The sequence below is a fragment of the Cetobacterium somerae genome, from assembly GCF_022430525.1.
GTDB lineage: Bacteria > Fusobacteriota > Fusobacteriia > Fusobacteriales > Fusobacteriaceae > Cetobacterium_A.
The window spans coordinates 1269459-1291908 of record NZ_CP092519.1 but is presented as its reverse complement, the minus strand read 5'-3'; the positions used below and the strand labels follow the sequence as shown (position 1 = coordinate 1291908).

The following is a 22450-nucleotide window of genomic DNA, read 5'->3' as shown; positions in this document are numbered from 1 at the left end:
AAAATGGACAGTTATGAATTTAAAATAAAAACAAAGCGTGAAGATATAGATTTTATTAATAAAATAATGGAAGCATATGAGGGTGTTGGAATTGTAAGGACCAAAAATGCTGATGAAGGAGATTTAACAATAGTTTCTACGACAGATTTTAAAGATGATGTTAGAATGATTGTTGAGGATTTAAATAGAAAATGGGTAAAAGCTGAAATAGTTTGGGAAGGACCTTGGTCAGGAGAGTTATAAAAAAAAATTCAGGAGGATATATTTATGGAAAAATTAGAGTTATTAATTAATTATATTATAGGAGAATTAGTAGAAACAAAAGAGGAAATTAGAATAAGTTATGATTTAATAGATGATACTGTAACTTTTAAAGTGAGTGTTGCTCAAGGTGAAATGGGAAGAGTTATTGGTAAAAATGGGTTAACAGCAAATGCAATAAGAGGAGTTATGCAAGCAGCTGGAGTTAAAGACAGATTAAATGTAAATGTTGAATTTGTAGACTAAAATTTAAGAGAATTAAAGGAGAATATTAATGGAGTTATTATCAGTTGGAAGAGTTTCGGGAACTCACCACTTAAAGGGAGCAATAAAAGTTACTTCGAATATAGATAATTTAGAGATTTTAAGTGGAAATAAAGTTATGATTGAGCTACCATCAGGAGAAGTAAAAATTTTAACTATAAAAAAAGTGTCTAGTATGATAGATAAAAAATGGATTGTAGAATTTGAAGAGCTAACAAATAAAACGGATGCTAGCTTAATTCAAAATGGAGTTATAAAAGTAAGAAGAGATCTTTTAGGAATTGAGGAAGATGAGTTTTTAGCTAATGATGTAATGGGAATGAAAGTAATAACAGAGTCTGGAGAAGATATAGGTGAAGTTGTAGATATCTATGAAACTGCAGCTCATGATATATATGTTATAGAGGATGAAGAGTTTGAAACAATGATTCCAGATGTAGAAGTTTTTATAAAGAATATAGATTTCAATAAAAGAGAGATATTGGTTTCTTTAATTGAAGGAATGAGAGAAAGAAAGAAAGATTAAGGAGAATGTTGTGAAAATAAATATATTAACACTATTTCCAGAGTTTTTTAATTCTTTTAAAGAGCACAGTATTATAAAAAGAGCTGTGGAAAGAGAGCAAGTAGAAATTAATATAGTTAATATAAGGGATTTTGCTGAAGGGAAACATAAGCAGTGTGATGATATACCTTTTGGAGGCGGAGTTGGAATGGTTATGAAGCCTGAACCGTTATTAAGAGCTCTAGAAGAAAATAAAGGAAAAGTTATTTATACTTCTCCTCAAGGTGTAAAATTAAATCAAATGTTAGCATGTGAATTATCTACTGAAAAAGAGATAACTATAATAGCAGGTCATTATGAAGGGATAGATGAGAGAGTAATTGATAGTAAAGTGGATCTAGAGATATCTTTAGGTGATTTTGTTTTAACAGGTGGTGAATTGCCGGCTATGGTAATATCAGATGCAATAATTCGTCTTATTCCTGGAGTTATAAAAAAAGAATCTTATGAAAATGACTCTTTTTATAATGGATTATTAGATTATCCACATTATACGAGACCAGCTGAATTTGAAGGCTTAAAAGTCCCGGAAGTTTTGATGTCAGGTCATCATAAAAATATAGATGAGTGGAGATTAAAACAAAGTTTGGAAAGAACTTTGAAAAGACGACCAGAACTTTTAAAGAATAGAGAGTTTAGTAAACTTGAAAAAAAACTTTTAAAAGAGATAAAAGAGGAGCAAAAGATATGATATATAAATTAGGAGAGTTAGTTCCAAAAATTGGGAAAAATAACCTTATTATTGATAGTGCTACTATAATTGGAGATGTAGAGACTGGAGAAAATGTAAGTATTTGGTTTTCTACTGTTTTAAGAGCTGATATGAGTAAAATAACAGTTGGAAATAATTCGAATATCCAAGATAATACAACAGTTCATGGAGATACACCATATCCTGTAGTAATAGGTGAAAATGTGACAATAGGACATAACTGTATTATACATGGATGTGAAATAGGAGATAATGTCATAATAGGAATGGGGTCAATTTTATTAAATGGAGCTAAAATTCCTAAGAATTGTATTGTAGGAGCAGGAAGTTTAGTGACTGATAAGTTAGAAGCACAAGAGGGAGATTTAATAATAGGATCTCCTGGAAAAGTAGTAAAAAAACTTTCTGATAAAAATATAGATTATTTAAAGTACGCTAATAAAGTTTACTTAGAAAAAATAGAAATGTACAAAAAATTAGAGAGAATAGGGTAGGTAAGATTAATGAGAAAAGCAATATATTTAGGACTAGTTCACTCACCAGTTTACAATAAAAGAGGAGATGTGGTTTGTACATCGGTAACAAATTTTGATATACATGATATTTCAAGAACTTGTAGAACATACGATGTAAATCAGTATCATATTATAGTATCTGTAGATGCACAAAAAAAACTTACAGAAAGAATTATTGGATATTGGCAAGAAGGATTTGGAACAGGATATAATAGAGATAGAGAGGAAGCTTTTGGTAGAACAAGAGTTTATGAATCAATAGAAAAAAGTATTTTTGAAATAGAAGAAAGAGAGGGAAAAAAACCTCTAATAATAACAACATCGGCAAAAATATTTCCAAACTCAATAAGTTATAAAAATTTATCTGAAAAAATGATTAATGATGATCAGCCATATTTAATATTATTTGGAACAGGTTGGGGATTAATAGATGAAGTAATGGAAATGTCAGATTATATATTAGAACCGATTAGAGGAAATGCAGAATATAATCATTTATCTGTTAGATCAGCAGTTTCAATAATTTTAGATAGATTATTAGGAGAAAATTAATTGAGAAGAGAAATTAGAATAAGACCTCAAAGAAATATTTTTAAAGATATGGGGATTGAAAATATAGAAATAACAGAGATTGTTTTTAGTGAAAGAAATAAAAAAATGGATCTTATCTGTGTAGTTTCTACTCCTCAGGATTTAAAAGGATTAGATAAGGCTTATGAAAATTTAAAAAAGAAGTTTGGAAATGAGTTAGATATTAATTTTAAAATAGATTATTTGACGAAAGAGATTACAAAAGAAAATTTTTTAGAAATTATTGAAAGAGTTATTGAAAAATTAAAGAGAACTAATGCTATTTCAAAATCGTTTTTATATCTATATAGAATATCTATAAAAAATGAAGTAATTGATATTGAATTGAAAAATGAGATGGCGGTAGAAACACTGTATAGTTCAAATTTAGATATAAAAATACAAACTCTTTTAGAAAACTATGGAATTAGAGGGTTTAGAGTAAATTTCATATCAGGAGATTTTAATAGTGAGATAAAATCGATAGAAACTGAAATAGAAAATAAAATAATAACTTTAAATTCTAAAGTTGCTGAGAAAGTACCAACAGAAAAAGTACCAGCTCCACCAGTTGAAATTAAGTCAGCTGTGCCTATGGGAAGAGGTGGATTTAGTAAAAAGAAAGATATAAAAAGTCCAAGTATGCCAATATCAGAGTTTAAAGAGCTAATAGAAAATGAGATAGCAGTTGTAGAAGGAGAACTATTTGCTACAGAAGGAAGAGAGTTAAGAACTGGAAAAATTCTTCAAGTTTTAAGAATAACTGATGGAGAAGATTCAATAACGGCTAAAATATTTTTAAACAGTCCAGAAGATTTTGATGTTAAAGTTGGAGATTTTATAAAAATTAGTGGAAAGAAACAAATTGATAGTTTTGAAAATAATGAAGAGATAATTTTAGTAAATATATTAAATAAGTTAGATAAGGTAAAGTCTAAAAAAATAGATTCAGCTGATGAAAAAATGGTAGAACTTCATACTCATACAAAAATGAGTGAAATGTGTGGAGTAGAAGATGTAAAAGGGATAGTTGGAAGAGCTTTAGAATATGGTCATAAAGCTGTTGCAATAACAGATTATGGTGTTGTTCATGCTTTCCCATTTGCATATAAAGCAGCTAAAGGAAAAGATATAAAGATAATCTTTGGATGTGAAATGTATATGGTAGATGATACACAGCCAATGGTTCAAAATGCTAAAGATGTTTTGATAGATGAAGAAACATATGTTGTATTTGACTTAGAAACTTTAGGTTTAAATTCTCATAAAAATGAAATTATAGAGATTGGAGCTGTAAAGTTACAAGGAAGAAGAATAGTAGATAGATATTCACAGCTTATTAATCCAGGAAAAAAAATACCAAAGAAAATTCAGGATATAACAGGAATTGATGATGCATTAGTTGAGAATATGCCAACTATAGATAAAATATTACCAGATTTTATGGAGTTTATAGGGGATGCTACTTTAGTAGCTCATAATGCACCATTTGATATGGGATTTTTAAAAAGAGATATAAAAAAATATATGGAAATAGATTATAATCCGGCTGTAATAGATACCTTGCAAATGGCTAGAGACTTATATCCTGATCAAAAAGGATACGGATTAAAACCTATGACAAAATTTTTAAAAGTAGCTCTTGAAAATCACCATAGGGCTGTTGATGACTCGCAAGCTACAGCAGCTATGTTTGCTATATTCTTAGAAAAGTATCTAGAAAATGGAATTACAAATCAGTTGGATATGACAGGAGCTTTTCCTTTGAATTATAGAAAACAGGACATAAGAAACGTAATGGTTTTGGTTAAGGATTTAGTAGGATTAAAAAATCTATATAAATTAGTTTCACAGGCACATATTGATTATTTTGGAAGTAAAAAACCAAGAATTTTGAAAACTGTTTTAAATGAAAATAGAGAAGGATTGATTATTGGAGCTCCAACTTCAATTCATTTTTCTAATAGTGGAGAGTTGTCTGAAGCGTATTTTAGAAATGATCTATCAAAAGTTGAAAGATTAATTGATTTTTATGATTATATTGAACTTCAACCTAGGATTGGATTCTCAGAATTTTTAGATAATGATGAAACTGGAGCCATAGCTTCTTTCAAAGATGTTGAAAAGATGAATAGATATCTTTATGATTTAGGGAAAGAAAGAGGAAAGTTAGTTACGGGATCATCAAATGTGCATTATTTAGAAAAAGAGGATCATAAAATAAGATCAATACTTCTTTATGGAAGTGGAAGCGTATTTAGAGAAAACCAATATAGAGTAGACAATGGTTTTTATTTTAGAACTACAGATGAGTTATTAGAAGAGTTTAATTATTTAGGAGAAGATGTATCTAAAGAAATTGTTGTTGAGGCAACAAATAAGTTAAACGAGATGATTGAAAAAGTTCAACCTATTCCAAGTGGATTTTATCCGCCAAAAATAGATAATGCAGAAAATATAGTTAGAGAAATGACTTATGCAAAAGCTTATGAGCTGTATGGAAATCCTTTGCCTGAAAATGTTGAGGCAAGAATAGAAAGAGAGTTAAAAGCAATTATAGGAAATGGATTCTCAGTATTATATTTATCAGCTCAAAAACTAGTTAAAAAATCTTTAGATAATGGATATTTAGTTGGATCAAGAGGATCAGTAGGTTCATCAATTGTAGCCTACATGATGGGAATAACAGAGGTTAATGCCCTTTATCCACATTATTTATGTACTAATCCGGAGTGTAAACATTCAGAATTTATTGAAAGAGAAGGAGCAGGGGTTGACTTACCAGATAAAATTTGTCCAAAATGTGGGATACAAATGAAAAAAGATGGACATTCAATTCCATTTGAAGTATTTATGGGATTTAATGGAGATAAGGTTCCAGATATAGATTTAAACTTTTCAGGAGAGTATCAATCGGAAATTCATAGATATTGTGAAGAGTTATTTGGAAAATCAAATGTATTTAAAGCTGGTACAATTTCTACTTTAGCAGAAAAAAATGCTGAAGGTTACGTAAGGAAATTCTTTGAAGATCATAGTATATTCTCAGGAAGAGCTGAAGTCATGAGAATGGCCCAAAAATGTGAAGGAGCTAAAAAAACAACAGGACAGCATCCAGGAGGAATGATTGTAGTTCCTCAAGGTAATTCTATATATGAATTTTGTCCAGTTCAAAGACCTGCAAATGATCAAAATAGTGACTCAACAACAACTCATTATGACTATCACGTAATGGACGAACAATTAGTAAAGTTAGATATATTAGGACATGATGATCCTACTACAATAAAGATATTACAAGAGTATACAGGAGTTGACGTTTATGATATACCTTTAGGAGATCCTGAAACATTGAAGATTTTTTCAGGAACAGAGGCGTTAGGTGTTACTCAAGAGCAGATAGGTTCAGTTGTAGGAACATATGGAGTTCCAGAATTTGGAACAGGATTTGTTAGACAAATGCTAGTTGATACAATGCCGACAACTTTTGCAGAATTAGTTAGAATATCAGGGTTATCACATGGAACAGATGTATGGCTAAATAATGCTCAAGAGTTTGTAAGAGAAGGAAAAGCAACTTTATCTCAAGTGATATCGGTTAGAGACGATATTATGAACTTCTTAATAGATCAAGGTATTGAAAAAGGAACTGCTTTTAAAATTATGGAGTTTGTAAGAAAAGGACAACCAAGTAAAAATGTTGCACAGTGGAAAGAGTATTCTGACTTGATGAAAAGTCATGGGGTTCCAGAGTGGTATATAGAGTCATGTAGAAGAATAAAGTATATGTTCCCTAAAGGACATGCGGTAGCATATGTTATGATGGCAATGAGAATAGCTTATTTTAAGGTTCATTATCCATTGGCTTTCTATGCAGCATACTTAAGTAGAAAAGTTGAAGATTTTGATTTTGAATTAATGAATGATTTAGTAAAAGTTAAAGAAAAAATTCAAGAATTAAATAGAGAACCAAAGCTTGATGTTAAGAAAAAAGCTCAATTAGCAGTGTGTGAAATAATAGTAGAGATGCATGCAAGAGGGTTTGAATTTTTAAATTTAGATGTTTATAAATCTCATGGTTCTAAGTTTATAATAGAAGACGGAAAGATAAGAGTTCCATTAATGGGATTAAATGGATTAGGAGCATCAGTAATGGAAAATATAGTCAGAGAAAGAGAATTAGGAAGATTCATATCTTATGAAGATTTTAAAAGAAGAACCAAAACATCTCAAACAACTGTAGATAAATTAAAGGAATTTAATTGTATAGAGTCTTTAAGTGAAACAAATCAGACGACTTTATTTTTCTAGGAGGAAAAGTGTTTAATATAAAAAAGCAATATTTAGGAGCAGGGTTAGTTTGCTTAGCAGCAACAATGTGGGGATTTGACGGAATAGTGTTAACTCCTAGATTATATCAATTAAACGTAGCATATGTTGTATTTGTATTACATCTACTACCTTTAATAGGTATGAGTATTTTATTTGGGAAATCTGAAATTACAAATATAAAAAAATTGAGCAAAGAAGATTTATTTTTTTATTTTTTAATAGCTTTATTTGGAGGAACATTAGGAACGCTATCTATAGTAAAAGCATTGTTCTTAGTTAATTTTAATCATTTGACAGTAGTTACTCTTTTACAGAAATTGCAACCAGTTTTTGCTATAATTCTTGCGAGAGTATTATTGGGCGAAAAAGTAGGAAAAAACTTTATATTTTGGGCAATAGCTGCATTAATGAGTGGATATTTATTAACATTCCAATTTTCATTACCACATTTTGAAGTTGGTGATAATATTGGATTAGCAAGTATGTACGCTGTGTTAGCTGCCTTTTCTTTTGGTAGTTCCACGGTATTTGGTAAAAAAATATTGGCTCACTCTACTTTTAGAACGGCCTTGTATACACGGTATTTGTTTACATCAGTTATAACTGGTTTAATAGTGGTAGCTAATGGTAATCTAGAATGGTTTTTAAAAACGACTCCACATCAATGGATGATTTTTATTATTATAGGATTAACAACAGGAAGTGGAGCAGTACTTCTTTATTATATAGGTCTTAGATATATAAAAGCTAATATTGCTACTATGTGTGAATTGTGTTTTCCAGTTTCATCAATAGTATTTGATTATATTTTTAATGGAAGATTGTTAACATCGGTTCAGTTTATAAGTGCAGGTATATTATTATTTACAATATATAAAATTACAAGAAATCAAAAAAATTAAAAAATTCTTGAAAAAAATGTTCTAAAAATATATAATAAAGTTGTAAAAAGTTATATAATAATGAAATTTGGAGGGGTTAAACCGTGGATTGTAATTTTACCTTAGAAGATATATTAAAGGCTAATGAAACTATAAAGGATTCATTAAAAAGAACACCTGTAGTAGAGTGTCCAACTCTTAGAGAGATGACTGGAAATGCAGTGTATTTTAAGTTAGAAAATCTTCAAAAAACAGGTTCGTTTAAATTAAGAGGAGCTTTAAATAAAATAGCAAGTCTTTCACCAGAGGAAAGAGCAGCAGGTGTTATAGCTTCTTCAGCAGGAAATCATGCTCAGGGAGTAGCGCTAGGAGCAGCAGCTCAAGGAATAAAAGCTACAATAGTTATGCCAGCAACAGCTCCATTAGCAAAAATTGCAGCTACAAAATCGTATGGTGCAGAGGTAATTTTAGAAGGTGAAGTTTATGATGATGCTTACAGAAAAGCTTGTGAAATTCAAAAAGAAACTGGAGCCACTTTTTTACACCCTTTTGATGATAAATTTGTAATGGCAGGACAAGGAACAATAGGTTTAGAAATATTAGAGGATATCCCAGATGTAGATATTGTTTTAGTTCCAATTGGAGGGGGAGGAATTATTGGTGGTATAGCAAAAGCTATAAAATCATTAAGACCAGAGGCTAAAGTAATTGGAATTGAAGCAGCTCATGCAGCATCAATGGCAGAAGCTGTTGCTATGAAAGAAATCTGTGAAATTTCAACAAAACCAACAATTGCAGATGGAATAGCAGTAAGAAAAGCAGGATGTGAGCCATTCAAAATAGTTCAAGAATGTGTTGATGAAATTGTAACCGTAACAGAAGATGAAATAGCAAAAGCAATATTATTCCTTATGGAAAAAAGTAAAGTTGTAGCTGAAGGAGCAGGAGCTACTACAGTTGCAGCAATTTTAGCTGGAAAAATAAAAGCTGAAAATAAAAAGGTTTGTGCTGTAATATCAGGTGGTAATATTGATATTAATCTTGTTGAAAGAGTTTTAAATAAGGCTCTTATACTTGAAGGAAGAAGATTTGCATTTTCAATAGAACTTTCAGATAAAGTTGGAGAGATGGCAAAAGTTGTAGCTACTATTTGTGAAATGAATGCAAATATTTTAAGTATAAATCAAACTATGTATAGTCAAAATTTAGGAATAACTTCTCAAGAAGCAACTTTTGTATTGGAATGTTTCGATAAACAGCATCAAGAAAAAGTAAGAGAAAAATTAACAAATATGGGTTATAGAATGTATTAAAAAAATGGCTATCTTTTAGATAGCCATTTTTATTATTTTTATTATTTTAATAATTCTAACCATTTTTCAGTTGTTCTAGGAAAAGTTTCAAGTTGAGTATCATTGATGTAGAAAGTAGGTACAACGTCAAAATCAAATTCAGAAACTTCAGCATTTAGTTTTTGATGAGCTTCTTTAAATTTACCAGATAATAAAGCATCAGCAAATTCAAATTTTGGTATTAATAAATTATCAGCAATTTCAATTAAAACTTCAACGTTTCCGATATCTTTATTGTGTAGCCAATATGCTTCAAGAACTGCTCTAACATATTCGATTCCTTTGTCATATTTCTCTGCTGTATATATACCTTCAAAAGCTAGTGATGTTCTAGGCTTTGGATTAATTGTTGGAAAGTTAATTTCAATATTTTCCTCTTTTGCCCAATTAACTATATTTTTTTCAAAATATTCTTTGCTAGCTTCGTTAACTATTGGTTGTGGTTTTGGTTCAGGTGAAAGCTCATAAGGAAAAAATCTAAACTCTGGTTTTAAATTTTTTTCTTTTAAAGCTTTTTCTAAAATTTTTTCTCCAACATAACAATATGGACATACAAAATCTAAAATTATTGATATTTTCATAATTTCCTCCTTAAATAATTTCAATTATATTACTACTATTACAAAATATCAATCTAAATCCTTTTAAAAAATAAAAAATAGTTGCATAAAATTTTTATTTATAGTATACTCCTTCTAACAATAGAAGAGAGGTTAGTTCACTTCCATAAAAGGAGCCTAAGGCCGACGGCGATAATCTTTATGACCCTGTGAATTAAGTATTGTGACGCTGCCATAACAATACGCTTATTAGTTTGTAATTAAGTTCTCGAAGGCATACCAATTTTGGTATGTCTTTTTCTTTTGGGGTAGACATTAAAATTTGGGAGGATATAAATGTCAAAAACTTTTTTATTAACTTTTTTATCATTAACTACACTAGTACTTGCTAAAACTGAGTATACTGGAGGAAAATATCTTGGGAAAGATGTAATAACAAATTTAGATGTAGAGGATTTAGAGAATGGAAAAACATATGAATTTTTCTTTGAAGGAACAGAGAATAGTTTAGGAAATCCATGGTATATTCCAGTTACAGTAATTAAAGGAGAAAAATCTGGTAAGAAATTTTTGATTAATTCAGGTGTTCATGGAAATGAATTAAATCCGATTTTAACTACTTATAAGATAAAAGAGAAATTAAAACCACAAGATTTGAAGGGAACAATAACAATAGTTCATGGGATGAATATACCTGGATTGTTAAATAATAATAGAGGTTATACATTTGGAGGAGGTTCTGAAAGTACATCAGATTTGAATAGACAAATGGATTCGGGAAAGACAGCAACATCAGATCAAAAATATTCAACATTACTTTGGAATAATTTGTTATCAAAAAATGCAGATAAAGTAATAGATTTACATACAAGTGGAAAAGGAAGTAAATTCCCATTATTTGTTTATGCTGACTTCAGAAATCCAGATATTAAAAAGATGGCAGAATTAACAAGAGCGGATGTTGTAAAAATGGATAATGGTGAAAAAGGTTCTGTTGAAACATCTTTTGTGGAGTTGGGAATTCCAAGTATTACGTTTGAATTAGGATCTTCAGAAACACAAGAAGCTTTAATAGTAGAAAGAGCAACAAATGGAGTTATAAATAATCTTATTTATTGGGATAATTTAAGTGGAAAAAAAATTACACCTGAAATAGAAACGTTTTATGGAAATTCATGGAGTCGTATTCGAGCTGAAAAAGGTGGTTTTGTAGAAGCAAAAGTTAATGTAATGGATAAAGTAAAAAAAGGAGATATTTTATTTATTCAATACGATGCTTTTGGAAAAGTTTTAAAAAATTATGAATCACCTAATGATGGAATTGTAGCAAGTGTTAAGGATTATCCTTTTAGTGAACCTGGGGATTCTTTAGGAAGAGTAATAGAGTACGATTCAAAAGATAAAGATCAAATTTTAAAATAAATTAAAAATGGGCTAATTAGCCCATTTTTATTCCCAATCACCTTTTGTTTTCCAATAATCTGCAATCTCTTCAAGTGTTTTATCTTTTGTTTCAGGAAGAAATAAAATTATAATAAAAAATATTAACATAGATACAGAAAATATGATAAATGAAATTGAACCATGAAATTTTTCGGTTAAGTATATATTAGCATTTAGTAATGGAAAAGAATAAATTACAGTAGCATCAACAATCCAATTTATCATACCTGTAAGAGAACTTCCTTTTGATCTGATAACAGTTGGAAGAACTTCAGATATATATACAGTAAGCATGGCACCAGCAGATATAGTAAAGAAAAAATTGTAAATATATATAAAATAAGACAATATTATTCCTTCTTGGGAGTTATATAGAGAATAAGCTATAAAAGCTTCAGAAAAAAACATTCCAGCAACACCAATAAGTAAAAGAATTTTTCTCCCCATTTTATCAGCAAATGTAACTACAAAAATAGCACCTAATAATTCTGAAACACCAATAAATATACTTTGGAAATAAGCTAAACTAGGAGTATCACTAGAAATCGTTGCAAATATTTTTTGAGCATAATATGTGATAGCATTTACTCCAGAAAGTTGCCTAAATATTGGAAAGATAACACAAAGAGTTAGAGCGTAAATAAGACCACCACGAATTTTTATTTTTTTTCCAGATATTTCTGGAGAGTTATTGGTAAGCATTTCTGAAAAAACTATATTTACCCGTTCTTTCGAATCGATAAAAGTTTCCAAGCTTTTTTTCGCTTCTTCAACTCGACCTTTAATTATAAGCCAACGAGGACTCTCAACAAGAGTGAGCATACTAAATAGCATAATAATTAATAACGCAATTTCAATAAAGATTAGAACTCTCCATCCAAATTTAATATTCCATTCTAAAGAAAAATAATAGTTAAATATAAATCCAATAGTATAGCCTAATATTAATCCAAAAGCTAAAAGCAGTTGACGAATAGAGCCAGCTCGACCTCTTTTAGGAGCAGGTGCGACTTCTGTAATATACATTGGAGCTGCAACAAATATTAATCCAATAGAAAAACCAAAAATAATTCTTCCAATATAAAAAATAATAATAAATGGAGCGAATGAGGCAAATAAAAGGCCAATTATTCCAACGATAACTCCATAAATCATTGTTAGTTTCCGTCCAATTTTATCACTAAAATATCCTGCAAGTAAACTTCCGAAAAAGTTTCCAATAAGAGATATGGCAACAAGAATTCCGACTTGACTAGGACCTAATTTAAAATATGGTTGAATATATTTAACAGATCCTCCCAAATTAGCGGAATCATATACAAATATAAATCCAGCCATACCAACAATAGAGGCTACAGTATATATATTTTTACTCTTCATTTAATTTCCTCCTTAAAAAACCATAGAATTAAGACTAAAATATAATGGTTTTACAAGTAAAAACATATAAATCCTTGAAGAAGTAAAAATATATTTTAAATAAAATTATTAAGACGAACCTTATATTTAAAACTATTTCCTTTAACTATTGATTTTGTATATTCAATAATACTATTTTTTTCAAATGTATATCTTTCAAGAATCATACCACAATCGCCAGGAACTGCATTTAAAAATAAACTATCGTTTTCGTTTAAAATACATGGAGAAAAAGTCTCTTCTGCATATGAAATAGAAACATTATATTTATTTTTCATGAGATTGTACAATCCGTTTAATTCAATATCACTTTCTAAAATTTTTTCAAATCTCCATTGAGGCAAATATGTTGTTTCATACATAAGTGCTTCATTATTAGCTAAACGAACTCTATTTAAAATAAAAATTTTTTCATGAGGTTGAATATTTAACTTTGTAGCTATAGCATTTCCAGCTTCTTTTAAAATTAAATTTAAAATTTTATTCCCAGGAATTTTTCCTAATTTAATCATTTCATCACTAAAAGAATAAAAGCCATTTAAATCTTGATTTATCTTATGAGTTGACACAAAATTTCCTTTTCCATGTATTTTATAAATGTCTTTTTGTTTTTCAAGTTCAGATAAAGCTTGTCGAACAGTAGCTCTACTAATATTAAAAATCTCTGATAACTCTCTTTCAGATGGAATTTTCTCTCCTTCAGTGTATAGACCAGTTTTGATTTGTTCTAAAATTATTTCAACTAGTTGTAAATACAGTGGTATTGTAGAAGATTTATCAATCACTATACTACCTCCTTAATAAAGTTTAATTTTTTCAAATTATATCAAAGTTATGAGAATTTGTCTTGAAAAAATATTTATTAAATTTTTTTTTATAAAATGCTTATTAGTGGGGAATATAAAAAAATGACAAAATAAAAATAAAATCCAATATTGACAATGAAAAAAAATAAGGTATACTCGTACCAATAAAAGTGGTACGTACAAAAAATAAAAAAGAGGGGTGTTTTTATGTCAGAACCAAATATTGTTTTAGTGAGAATTGATAACAGATTAATTCATGGACAAGTTGCAACTGCGTGGGCTCAACATTCAGGAGCTAATCTATTATTAGTTCCAAATGATGATGTAGCACAAAATCCTACAAGACAAAGTTTAATGAACTTAGCCGCGCCTAAAGGAGCTCAAACAAGATATTTTTCTATCCAAAAAACTATAGATATTATTCATAAAGCTGCACCGAGACAACTTATAGCAATAATAGCTGAAACACCTCAAGATGTATTAAAGTTAGTTGAAGGGGGAGTGCCAATAAAAAAAGTAAATATTGGAAATATGCATATGGCTGAGGGAAAAAAACAAATATCTAAAGCTGTTTGTGTAGATGAAAATGATATATCAACATTCAAAAAATTATCAGAATTAGGTATTGAATTGGAAATTCAAAGAGTTCCAACAGAAGGAAAGGAAAATATTCTAGAATTGATAAAATAGGAGGGGTGTAGATGTTATTAAAAGCTTTTTTAGTTGCCATTTATGCAGGATTAGCTGGAATAGATTTATTTGATGGACTATCACATATTCATAGACCATTAGTAAGTGGATTAATAGTGGGGTTGATTTTAGGTGATATGAAAATGGGATTAATTGCAGGAGCAACATTAGAACTAGTTTGGATGGGAGCTGTTCCTGTTGGTGGAGCTCAACCACCAAATGTAGTTGTAGGAGGAATAATTGGATCAGCGTTTGCAATTATGGCTAAGCAAGATCCGACTGTTGCTGTTGGAATTGCCATTCCTTTTGCAGTGGCAGTTCAAGCATGTATAACACTATTATTTACATTTTTTTCTCCAGTTATGCATAAGGCAGATAAGTATGCAGAAAGTTGTAATACAAAAGGAATTGAGAGAATAAACTATTTAGGAATGGGTATTCTATTTATTTTTTACTTTACAGTAGTATTTTTACCAATATCAATAGGTGCGGAAGCAGCTCAAGGAATTGTTTCTTTATTACCACCGTGGTTAATTAAAGGATTTGGAGTAGCTGGTGGAATGATGCCAGCAATAGGATTTGCTCTTTTATTAAATATAATGTTTAAAAAAGAATATATAATATTCTTTGTATTGGGATTTATACTAGCAACATATTTAAATTTACCAGTAATAGCCATTGCAGCAATAGGATTTATAATAGCTATATATGATTATCAGAAGAGTAAAAGTGTTGATAAAATTAAAAAATTATCTTTAACATCTTCTACAGAGGAGGATTATAGCGATGGAATATAATAATAATGGATATGTAGATAGTAGTCAGGAAAAAGTTATAACAAAAAAAGATTTAAATCATATGGTTTGGAGATCATTTTTATTACAAGCGTCATTTAACTATGAAAGAATGCAAGCGTGTGGTTGGTTATATAGCATGATACCAGCATTGAAAAAAATTCATAAAAATAAAGAAGATTTATCTAGATCAATGAAATTACATATGGAGTTTTTCAATGTTCACCCATTTCTAGTAACTTTTGTACAAGGAATTGTAACTGCAATGGAAGAAAATAAAGAGAGTCAAGAGGCTATACGGGGAATTAAAATTGCACTTATGGGACCTTTAGGTGGAATAGGAGACGCTTTATTTTGGTTTACATTATTACCAATAGCTGCGAGTATAGGAGTTTCTTTATCTTTAGAAGGAAGTATAGCAGGACCTATTATTTTTCTATTGATATTTAACTCGGTTCATATTTTCTTAAGATTTTTCTTAATGCATTATTCTTATAAAATGGGAGTAGAGGCTATAGAAAAATTGCAAGGAGATACAGAGTATGTAACAAAAGGTTCGTTAATATTAGGATTAACAGTTGTAGGTGGATTAATAGCTTCTTTTGTTAGATTAAGTATACCGTACGTTATAGAAATGGGTAATACAACAGTAAATATTCAAACAGATGTAATTGATAAGATAATGCCAAATATGCTGCCTTTATTATATACTCTTCTTATGTTTTACTTATTAAAGAAAAAGAAAACACCAATAACATTAATTATGTTGACATTAGCTATTGGAATAATAGGAAGTTTGATAGGAATACTTTAAAAAATTACAGGGAGATGAATATGTTTAAAATTATTGTAAGTGGTCATGGAGAGTTTGCTTCTGCTATCGAAAAAACATTAGAGTATATTATAGGTAAACAAGAAAATATAGACTATATAAACTTTAATAATGGAATGGGAATTAAAGAGTTAGAGGAAAGATATATTGAATCTGTTTTAAAGAATGAAGATAGAGAAACTCTTTTTTTAACAGACTTAGCAGGTGGAACTCCGTTTTCAACAGCAGTAACTTTGTCTCAAAGTATGAAAGATATATATGTGTTAGGTGGTATAAATATTCCTACAATTTTAGCAGCGATAGAATATCGAGACCAAGAAAGTTTAGAAAAAACAGTAGGTGATATAATAAATCATGGAAAAGAATCTATAGTTACATTTCAAAAAAAAGAGCTAAATGATAATTTTCAAAACGATGATGGAATATAGTATTAAAAAGTCTTAGAAATTTTCTAAGACTTTTTTCATAAAAATAATTGACAAAATAAAAAAAATTAACTATAATCATCTTAACTGGTATGTACCAGTAAAAAAATATTGGGGTGGTACATAATGAAATTTTTTATAGGAATAGATAGCGGTGGAACAAAAACAGCTGTTTCAGTTATAGATGAAGATAAAAATGAGGTTTTGAGTTTTCAAAAAGGAACTGGTCATTATTTACAAATTGGTTTCAATGGATTAGAAGAACTATTGATATCTATATTAGAGGAAGTTTTAGAAAAGTTAAATATAACTAAAGACGATATAGGTTATATATTTGCAGGTATTCCAGGGTATGGAGAAATAAAAGAGGATCAAAAAATAATTGAAGATGTTGCTAAAAAATCATGGAGAAGTATAAAATTTCAATTAGGAAATGATATGAAAGCTGGTTGGGCTGGATCGTTGGGGTGTAACCCAGGAATTAATATAATAGCTGGAACAGGAGCTATTGGATACGGAATAAATGAATTAGGGGAAGAAGCAAGAACAAGTGGTTGGGGGCATGCATGTGGCGATGAAGGATCGGCTTATTGGATTGCTAAAAAAGGAATTGAAATATTTACGAAACAAGCAGATGGAAGATATCCTAAAACAACTTTATATACTACTATGAGAGATGAATTAAATTTAAAAGAAGATTTTGATTTAATAGATTTAATTTACAATCAATATTCTCTTGATAGAGGAAAAATAGCTCAATTATCAATGATAGTTTATAAAGCAGCAGAAAAAAATGATCCATATTGTATAGAAATATTTAAAGAAGCATCAATAGAAATCGGGCTTATGATAAAAGCTATATCTGAAAAAATAGATTTTATTGAAAAGCCAATAAAGGTTTCTTATGTAGGTGGTGTATTTAAAGCTTCGAAATATATTTTTGATAATTTAAAAAATTATTTAAAAAATAATAAAATTGATGCGGTAATACTTGAACCAAAATACACACCAGTTTATGGATCAGCACTTTATGCATTAAAATTATGGGAGGAGAATAAATAAATGAAAGATTTTTATACATTAAAAGAGATTGAACAACAAAAAAGATTATGGTTAGAAACAATAAATCTAGTGAAAGAAAAAAAAGAAGAAATCAAATCATTTTTAGATAAAAATGATTTTAAAAATAGAAAGATTATTTTTACAGGTGCAGGAACTTCAGAATTTGTAGGAAATAGTATAACTCCAGCTTTAGGAGGAAATGTTCTTTCAATAGCTACAACAGATATAGTTTCTAATCCAGAAAATTATTTAAAAAAAGAAGAAAAAGTAATACTAATTTCATGTGCTCGTTCAGGGAATAGTCCAGAAAGTGTGGCGACAGTTAAGTTAGCAGATGAGATAATAGATGATGTTTGTCATATTTTAATAACTTGTAATAAAGATGGAAAGTTAGCAACAAATAAAAAAGATGATAAAAAAGCACTTGTTCTTTTAATGCCAGAGGAATCTAATGATAAAGGATTTGCAATGACAAGTAGCTTTACTTGTATGTCTTTAACAGGACTTTTAATATTTAATTTAGAGTCTCTAGAAAAGATAGAAGATATAATGAAAAATCAAATAGAAAAGATAAAAGATGAAGATATGAAGTCATTAATTGATTCATTAATAACTTTAGATATATCAAGAATTGTATATCTAGGAAGTTCATGTTTAAAAGGTGTAGCAGAAGAGGCAGCATTAAAGTGTCTAGAGTTAACAGCAGGTCATATGAGTCTACACTATAATTCACCATTAGGGTTTAGACATGGACCAAAGTCAATTATAAATGATACAACAATGATTATTACATTGCTTTCAAATAATGATTATACAAGAAAGTATGAATTAGATTTATTAAAAGAAATGTACAATGAAAATAAGAAGAAAGTTTTAGTAACTTTAGATATGAAAAATTCAGATGAAGCTAGAAAAAATTCACATTACTACTACACATTTAATAATGATGACAACAATGCAGAAGATGTATTCAATATGTTTAGTTATATATATTTTGCTCAATTATTTGCATTTTATAAATCAAAAAGTTTTGGAATAAATCCAGATAATCCATGTCCAACAGGAGAAGTAAACAGAGTTGTACAAGGTGTTATAATATACGATTATAAGGGGGAATCACAATGTTAGTTTCAACAAACCAAATGTTATTAGATGCACAAAAAGGAGGGTATGCAGTACCAGCTTTTAATATTCATAATTTAGAGACAATTCAGGTAGTGGTAGATACAGCAAACGAGTTAAAATCACCAGTTATATTAGCTGCAACACCAAGTACAGTTAAATATGCAGGTATTGAGTATTTGATAAAAATGATAGAGACAGCAAGTGAAAAGTATGATATACCAATAGCATTTCATTTAGATCACCATGAAGATGTAAATAGTATAAAAGAAGCTATCTTATTAGGATGTAAGTCAGTTATGATTGATGCATCACACCATCCATTTGAAGAAAATGTGAAAATAGTAAAAGAAGTTGTAGATTTTGCTCATAGATATGATGTAAGTGTAGAAGCAGAATTAGGTAAGTTAGTAGGACAAGAGGATGATTTAATAGTTGATGAATCACAGTCTTCATATACAGACCCTAAATTAGCTAAAGAGTTTGTTGAAAGAACTGGGGTAAATTCACTAGCAGTAGCTATAGGAACAGCTCATGGATTATATAAAAATGAACCAAAATTAGATTATGATAGATTAAAAGAGATAAAAAAATTAGTGGATATACCATTAGTTTTACATGGAGCATCAGGAGTACCTTTTGACTCAGTTAGGACAACAATAGAAGATGGAATTTGTAAAGTTAATATTGCAACAGAATTAAAAATACCATTTGCAGAGAGTTTAAAAGAATTTTTCTTAAAAAATCCAAATGAAAGCGATCCGAGAAAATATTTAATTCCAGCAAAAGAAGCTATGAAAAAGGTTGTTGTAGATAAAATAATTATGTGTAAAAGTGATAACAGAGGATAATCATGATATTAACAATAACTTTAAATCCTGCAATTGATATAAGATATGAAATAGATAATTTTGAAATAAATAGTATTTTTAGAGGAAAAGCATCTAAAACAGCTGGTGGAAAAGGATTGAATGTTTCAAGAGTCTTAAGATTACTTGGAGAAAATGTTGAAGCAAGTGGTTTTTTAGGTGGAAATAGTGGTGAGTGGATAAGTAGTAAAATAGAAAGTATAGGAATTAAAGATAGATTTATAAAAACAGATGTAGAAACAAGAAGTTGTATAGCCGTATTAGGAAAAGGGACACAAACTGAAATATTAGAACCTGGAGAAAAAATTTCATCAAATTATATTGATAAATTTTTAGAGTTCTTTAAAAATAATTTTGATAGATTTGAAACAATCTGTATTAGTGGAAGTGCTCCTCAAGGAGTTCAAGATGATATTTACAAAATTTTATGTGAAATAGCTAATAATAAAAAAGTGATACTTGATACAAGTGGTAAATTTTTACTAAAAGGTATCGAAGGGAATCCATACCTTATAAAACCTAATAAAGAAGAGCTAGAAGGAATGTTAGGAAGAGAACTGTTAACTTTTTCAGAACTTTTAGAAGGTGCTAAAGAGATAAAAAATAGAGGTTGTAAAAATTTATTAGTTTCTTTAGGAAAAGATGGAGCTATTTTCATTGATGAGAAAAATGATATCTATAGAGTAAATATACCTACAGTAAATATAAAAAATCCGGTAGGAAGTGGTGACTCGACAATTGCTGGATTTGCATATGGTTTAAATAAAAAGAAATCAATAGAGGAAATATTAAAATTAGCAATGGCTTGTGGAATATCTAATGCAATGATGGATGAAACAGGAAATATTGATTTAGGTGTTGTTAAGGAATTATTTGATAAAGTAAAAGTAGAGAAAATATAAAAAGTATCCCTTAGAATTATTCTAAGGGATACTTTTTTAATATTTAATAATTTCAAAAGATGTAGTATTGTCACACTTTTTAATAAATCCAGTTTTTCCATAAAATAAAATATTATCAACTAAATAACTTTTTTTCTGATTGTTTATATCAATCATTGAGTTAAAAACAATGATTTTATTATTTGAAGTTAAAGTGATTTCAATTGCCTGAGCCTCATAAGAGGGAACAAAAGATCCGTCTCCTCTTAAAATGGAAGTCTCTTTGATAGTAAGTTCTTTAGAAGATATTACAGTAAATAGTGTTTTACTTTTATCGCTTTTTATAGAGCTAACTAATTGAAAATTAGAATTTTTTTTATTATATTCAGTAGAAAAAATACTATTTTTTAAATTTAAGTCTAAGTTTTTGTCGATCCAATACATGAAAAGATTGCTATTTTTTCCTTTAATAAAAGCTTTTTGATTATTAATTATAGTAGGTTTTTTATCTGGATAAAAATTAAAGATTTGAGAATATTCGTGAGCACCTTCAGTTAAAAATTCATCAATAATAATCCACAAATCATTTTTTAAATATAAGATTTTTCGATTAGTAACAACAGGAGATTCTAAAGAGATATACCCCAAGTGTCCACCTTCTACAAAATCAAAGTTTGTATTAAAAGAGTGGTGTGTATTTAGAGTTAAAGCAGATTCAACAATACCCCACGCTCCATTAAATTTACTAAATGGAAGATTGTCAACAATAGTAGTATTATGAGCAAAACAACTTTTTAAAAACTCTCGATCTCTATTGCCTTCAACATAAGTAAATCTTCCAGGATCACTTATAAAATCCTCTCCATTAGATACTAAATCAAAGTGTAGATGTTCTCCGTGTCCATGACCACTACCAAGAGCTCCACATCTAAACCAAAGATAATTACTATTCTCTTCAAAAGAGTCTCTTAGATAAAAGTTTCCACTTTCTTTTAGAGCGATTGAAGTAAAATTAGGTTTTTTAGTTGGTAATTCTTCATATCTAGAAACATTAGAGTCTCCAATATCCCAAATAGATTCAAAGTCTACAAAATTATATCCAAAGTATTTTAAATTTTGATCTTTTAAAATATAAGCTGATCGAGTAATAATATCTCTTAAATCTGTCTCATCACTATCTCCTTGCATAGGTTGATTATGATTTGGTTTTTTCATATAAGCATTACTATAAGCTAGTTTTTTTATACTAGATAGAATAAAAGTAGGTATATCTAAATTTAATTTTTCAAAATCAAATGCAACATCAAGTAGGCAATTTAAAACTTCATTTTGGTACATAGGGGATTGCTCCCAGTGAACTCCATCAGGCAAAATTTGAATTTTACATTGATGCTCCAAACGTTCTAATCCGATAACTAAGTGTTTCTTAAGAATAGGATATTGTTCTTGGTAATTTAAAGCTAGAGAAATTAATCCACAGTTTTGCATAACTCCCCAATTACTAAGAGTTCTAAAATCATCATAAGTTTTAATTAGAATTTCACATTGATATATAAGGGATTCAATCATTTTATTTTCAATAAAGTTTAAATTACAAGAACTATTTTTAAAAATTTTAATAGCTTTTATCCAATTTAAACATCGAATTCCTATTTCAATAGTTCTAGAACAATTGAAATATTCATCTTTGAAAACATCTACAGTGTTAATCCATGAGTTAACCTGTGAGATAAAAGTGTCGAAATATTTTTTTTCAGAGGTTAAAGTATAAGCTTTAGCTAAATAAATCCAAAATTTATGACGATTTAGCATAAATGTCCACTCAGGATCTTCAAAAGGAATTTTGTTCCAAATAATTTCTTCAGAAAAAGTATATGGAACTTTACAAACTTCCATATCCCACTTATGATTAAAAATAAATGTATTTTTGCAAAGTAAATCACAAGTTTCAATTATTTTTTTACTATTCTCTTTGAATAGTTCATTTTTCATAGTTCCTCCCAGTTAATTAAATAATTTTACTTTTTCAATTGAATATTTAAATACAAGTAAAAATTACCATTATTATAGTATTTTAAAAGAATTTTTTCTTTTT

At 28.9% G+C, this 22450-nt stretch carries 22 protein-coding genes; 18 read left to right on the top strand and 4 right to left on the bottom strand.

Annotation, left to right across the window (positions count from 1 at the left end; all coding sequences use genetic code 11):
• The first annotated feature begins 3 nt into the window (after positions 1–3).
• From MKD34_RS05885 to ilvA, 9 genes are all read left to right on the top strand, one after another.
• A complete protein-coding gene (locus MKD34_RS05885; RefSeq protein WP_240218684.1) occupies positions 4–243 on the top strand; it encodes a DUF4911 domain-containing protein in 240 nt (79 codons plus the stop codon).
• Positions 244–267: 24 nt separating this feature from the next.
• Positions 268–507, top strand: coding sequence for a KH domain-containing protein (locus MKD34_RS05880; RefSeq protein ID WP_240218683.1), 240 nt, complete (start codon positions 268–270; stop codon positions 505–507).
• A 28-nt stretch (positions 508–535) separates the two neighbouring features.
• Positions 536–1051 carry a ribosome maturation factor RimM gene (gene rimM, locus MKD34_RS05875; protein WP_240218682.1) on the top strand — a complete coding sequence of 172 codons (516 nt, stop codon included), beginning with the start codon at positions 536–538 and terminating at the stop codon, positions 1049–1051.
• Between the two features lie 10 nt (positions 1052–1061).
• Positions 1062–1781, top strand: a complete 720-nt coding sequence (trmD, locus tag MKD34_RS05870) for a tRNA (guanosine(37)-N1)-methyltransferase TrmD (RefSeq protein WP_240218681.1) — start codon at positions 1062–1064, stop codon at positions 1779–1781.
• On the top strand, positions 1778–2296 hold the full coding sequence (locus MKD34_RS05865) for a gamma carbonic anhydrase family protein (RefSeq protein WP_240218680.1): 519 nt from the start codon (positions 1778–1780) through the stop codon (positions 2294–2296). The genes trmD and MKD34_RS05865 overlap by 4 nt, the downstream gene beginning before the upstream one ends.
• 9 nt (positions 2297–2305) lie before the next feature.
• Entirely contained in the window at positions 2306–2869 is a 564-nt protein-coding gene (locus MKD34_RS05860) for an RNA methyltransferase (RefSeq protein WP_240218679.1), read from the top strand.
• 48 nt (positions 2870–2917) lie between these two features.
• On the top strand, positions 2918–7198 hold the full coding sequence (locus MKD34_RS05855) for a PolC-type DNA polymerase III (RefSeq protein WP_240220076.1): 4281 nt from the start codon (positions 2918–2920) through the stop codon (positions 7196–7198).
• Positions 7199–7215: 17 nt separating this feature from the next.
• On the top strand, positions 7216–8121 hold the full coding sequence (locus tag MKD34_RS05850; RefSeq protein WP_266187401.1) for a DMT family transporter: 906 nt from the start codon (positions 7216–7218) through the stop codon (positions 8119–8121).
• An 83-nt stretch (positions 8122–8204) separates the two neighbouring features.
• Positions 8205–9413 carry a threonine ammonia-lyase gene (ilvA, locus tag MKD34_RS05845; protein ID WP_023049850.1) on the top strand — a complete coding sequence of 403 codons (1209 nt, stop codon included), beginning with the start codon at positions 8205–8207 and terminating at the stop codon, positions 9411–9413.
• Positions 9414–9454: 41 nt separating this feature from the next.
• Here the strand turns inward: ilvA and MKD34_RS05840 are convergent, their stop codons facing one another.
• Positions 9455–10033, bottom strand: a complete 579-nt coding sequence (locus MKD34_RS05840; protein WP_240218678.1) for a DsbA family oxidoreductase — start codon at positions 10031–10033, stop codon at positions 9455–9457.
• Positions 10034–10348: 315 nt separating this feature from the next.
• Between MKD34_RS05840 and MKD34_RS05835 the strand changes: the two genes are divergently transcribed.
• Entirely contained in the window at positions 10349–11434 is a 1086-nt protein-coding gene (locus tag MKD34_RS05835) for a M14 family metallopeptidase (protein ID WP_240218677.1), read from the top strand.
• Positions 11435–11461: 27 nt separating this feature from the next.
• Here the strand turns inward: MKD34_RS05835 and MKD34_RS05830 are convergent, their stop codons facing one another.
• Together MKD34_RS05830 and MKD34_RS05825 are read right to left on the bottom strand one after the other, a co-directional pair.
• Entirely contained in the window at positions 11462–12835 is a 1374-nt protein-coding gene (locus MKD34_RS05830) for a sugar porter family MFS transporter (RefSeq protein ID WP_240218676.1), read from the bottom strand.
• A gap of 95 nt (positions 12836–12930) precedes the next feature.
• Positions 12931–13659: a GntR family transcriptional regulator gene (locus tag MKD34_RS05825; protein ID WP_240218675.1), complete on the bottom strand. Its 729-nt coding sequence runs from the start codon at positions 13657–13659 to the stop codon at positions 12931–12933.
• A 228-nt stretch (positions 13660–13887) separates the two neighbouring features.
• On the opposite strand from MKD34_RS05825, the gene agaV reads away from it, so the two are divergent.
• The 8 genes from agaV (at position 13888) to MKD34_RS05785 (ending at position 20376) form a co-directional block, all read left to right on the top strand.
• A complete protein-coding gene (agaV, locus tag MKD34_RS05820) occupies positions 13888–14370 on the top strand; it encodes a PTS N-acetylgalactosamine transporter subunit IIB (RefSeq protein ID WP_240218674.1) in 483 nt (160 codons plus the stop codon).
• 11 nt (positions 14371–14381) lie between these two features.
• Entirely contained in the window at positions 14382–15167 is a 786-nt protein-coding gene (gene agaW / locus MKD34_RS05815; protein ID WP_240218673.1) for a PTS N-acetylgalactosamine transporter subunit IIC, read from the top strand.
• The gene (locus MKD34_RS05810; RefSeq protein ID WP_240218672.1) at positions 15157–15978 is read left to right on the top strand and encodes a PTS system mannose/fructose/sorbose family transporter subunit IID; all 822 of its coding nucleotides are present in this window, start codon (positions 15157–15159) and stop codon (positions 15976–15978) included. Before agaW ends, MKD34_RS05810 begins: the two co-directional genes overlap by 11 nt.
• Positions 15979–15998: 20 nt before the next feature.
• A complete protein-coding gene (locus tag MKD34_RS05805) occupies positions 15999–16424 on the top strand; it encodes a PTS sugar transporter subunit IIA (RefSeq protein ID WP_240218671.1) in 426 nt (141 codons plus the stop codon).
• Between the two features lie 123 nt (positions 16425–16547).
• The gene (locus tag MKD34_RS05800; protein ID WP_240218670.1) at positions 16548–17483 is read left to right on the top strand and encodes an N-acetylglucosamine kinase; all 936 of its coding nucleotides are present in this window, start codon (positions 16548–16550) and stop codon (positions 17481–17483) included.
• Positions 17484–18611: an SIS domain-containing protein gene (locus MKD34_RS05795; RefSeq protein WP_240218669.1), complete on the top strand. Its 1128-nt coding sequence runs from the start codon at positions 17484–17486 to the stop codon at positions 18609–18611.
• Complete coding sequence (locus tag MKD34_RS05790) at positions 18605–19456, top strand: tagatose bisphosphate family class II aldolase (protein ID WP_240218668.1); 852 nt, start codon at positions 18605–18607, stop codon at positions 19454–19456. The genes MKD34_RS05795 and MKD34_RS05790 overlap by 7 nt, the downstream gene beginning before the upstream one ends.
• A 2-nt stretch (positions 19457–19458) precedes the next feature.
• Positions 19459–20376: a 1-phosphofructokinase family hexose kinase gene (locus MKD34_RS05785; protein ID WP_240218667.1), complete on the top strand. Its 918-nt coding sequence runs from the start codon at positions 19459–19461 to the stop codon at positions 20374–20376.
• 36 nt (positions 20377–20412) lie between these two features.
• On the opposite strand, the gene MKD34_RS05780 is transcribed toward MKD34_RS05785, so the two are convergent.
• Positions 20413–22347: an alginate lyase family protein gene (locus MKD34_RS05780; RefSeq protein WP_240218666.1), complete on the bottom strand. Its 1935-nt coding sequence runs from the start codon at positions 22345–22347 to the stop codon at positions 20413–20415.
• Between the last annotated feature and the right edge of the window lie 103 nt (positions 22348–22450).

Excerpts from the sequence above, each read along its gene's own strand:
- MKD34_RS05885 (WP_240218684.1), top strand. The coding sequence starts at position 4 with ATGGACAGTTATGAATTTAAAATAAAAACAAAGCGTGAAGATATAGAT.
- MKD34_RS05880 (WP_240218683.1), top strand. The coding sequence starts at position 268 with ATGGAAAAATTAGAGTTATTAATTAATTATATTATAGGAGAATTAGTA.
- rimM (WP_240218682.1), top strand. The coding sequence starts at position 536 with ATGGAGTTATTATCAGTTGGAAGAGTTTCGGGAACTCACCACTTAAAG.
- MKD34_RS05865 (WP_240218680.1), top strand. The coding sequence starts at position 1,778 with ATGATATATAAATTAGGAGAGTTAGTTCCAAAAATTGGGAAAAATAAC.
- MKD34_RS05860 (WP_240218679.1), top strand. The coding sequence starts at position 2,306 with ATGAGAAAAGCAATATATTTAGGACTAGTTCACTCACCAGTTTACAAT.
- MKD34_RS05855 (WP_240220076.1), top strand. The coding sequence starts at position 2,918 with ATGGGGATTGAAAATATAGAAATAACAGAGATTGTTTTTAGTGAAAGA.
- MKD34_RS05840 (WP_240218678.1), bottom strand. The coding sequence starts at position 10,033 with ATGAAAATATCAATAATTTTAGATTTTGTATGTCCATATTGTTATGTT.
- MKD34_RS05835 (WP_240218677.1), top strand. The coding sequence starts at position 10,349 with ATGTCAAAAACTTTTTTATTAACTTTTTTATCATTAACTACACTAGTA.
- MKD34_RS05830 (WP_240218676.1), bottom strand. The coding sequence starts at position 12,835 with ATGAAGAGTAAAAATATATATACTGTAGCCTCTATTGTTGGTATGGCT.
- agaV (WP_240218674.1), top strand. The coding sequence starts at position 13,888 with ATGTCAGAACCAAATATTGTTTTAGTGAGAATTGATAACAGATTAATT.
- agaW (WP_240218673.1), top strand. The coding sequence starts at position 14,382 with ATGTTATTAAAAGCTTTTTTAGTTGCCATTTATGCAGGATTAGCTGGA.
- MKD34_RS05810 (WP_240218672.1), top strand. The coding sequence starts at position 15,157 with ATGGAATATAATAATAATGGATATGTAGATAGTAGTCAGGAAAAAGTT.
- MKD34_RS05805 (WP_240218671.1), top strand. The coding sequence starts at position 15,999 with ATGTTTAAAATTATTGTAAGTGGTCATGGAGAGTTTGCTTCTGCTATC.
- MKD34_RS05800 (WP_240218670.1), top strand. The coding sequence starts at position 16,548 with ATGAAATTTTTTATAGGAATAGATAGCGGTGGAACAAAAACAGCTGTT.
- MKD34_RS05795 (WP_240218669.1), top strand. The coding sequence starts at position 17,484 with ATGAAAGATTTTTATACATTAAAAGAGATTGAACAACAAAAAAGATTA.
- MKD34_RS05790 (WP_240218668.1), top strand. The coding sequence starts at position 18,605 with ATGTTAGTTTCAACAAACCAAATGTTATTAGATGCACAAAAAGGAGGG.
- MKD34_RS05785 (WP_240218667.1), top strand. The coding sequence starts at position 19,459 with ATGATATTAACAATAACTTTAAATCCTGCAATTGATATAAGATATGAA.
- MKD34_RS05780 (WP_240218666.1), bottom strand. The coding sequence starts at position 22,347 with ATGAAAAATGAACTATTCAAAGAGAATAGTAAAAAAATAATTGAAACT.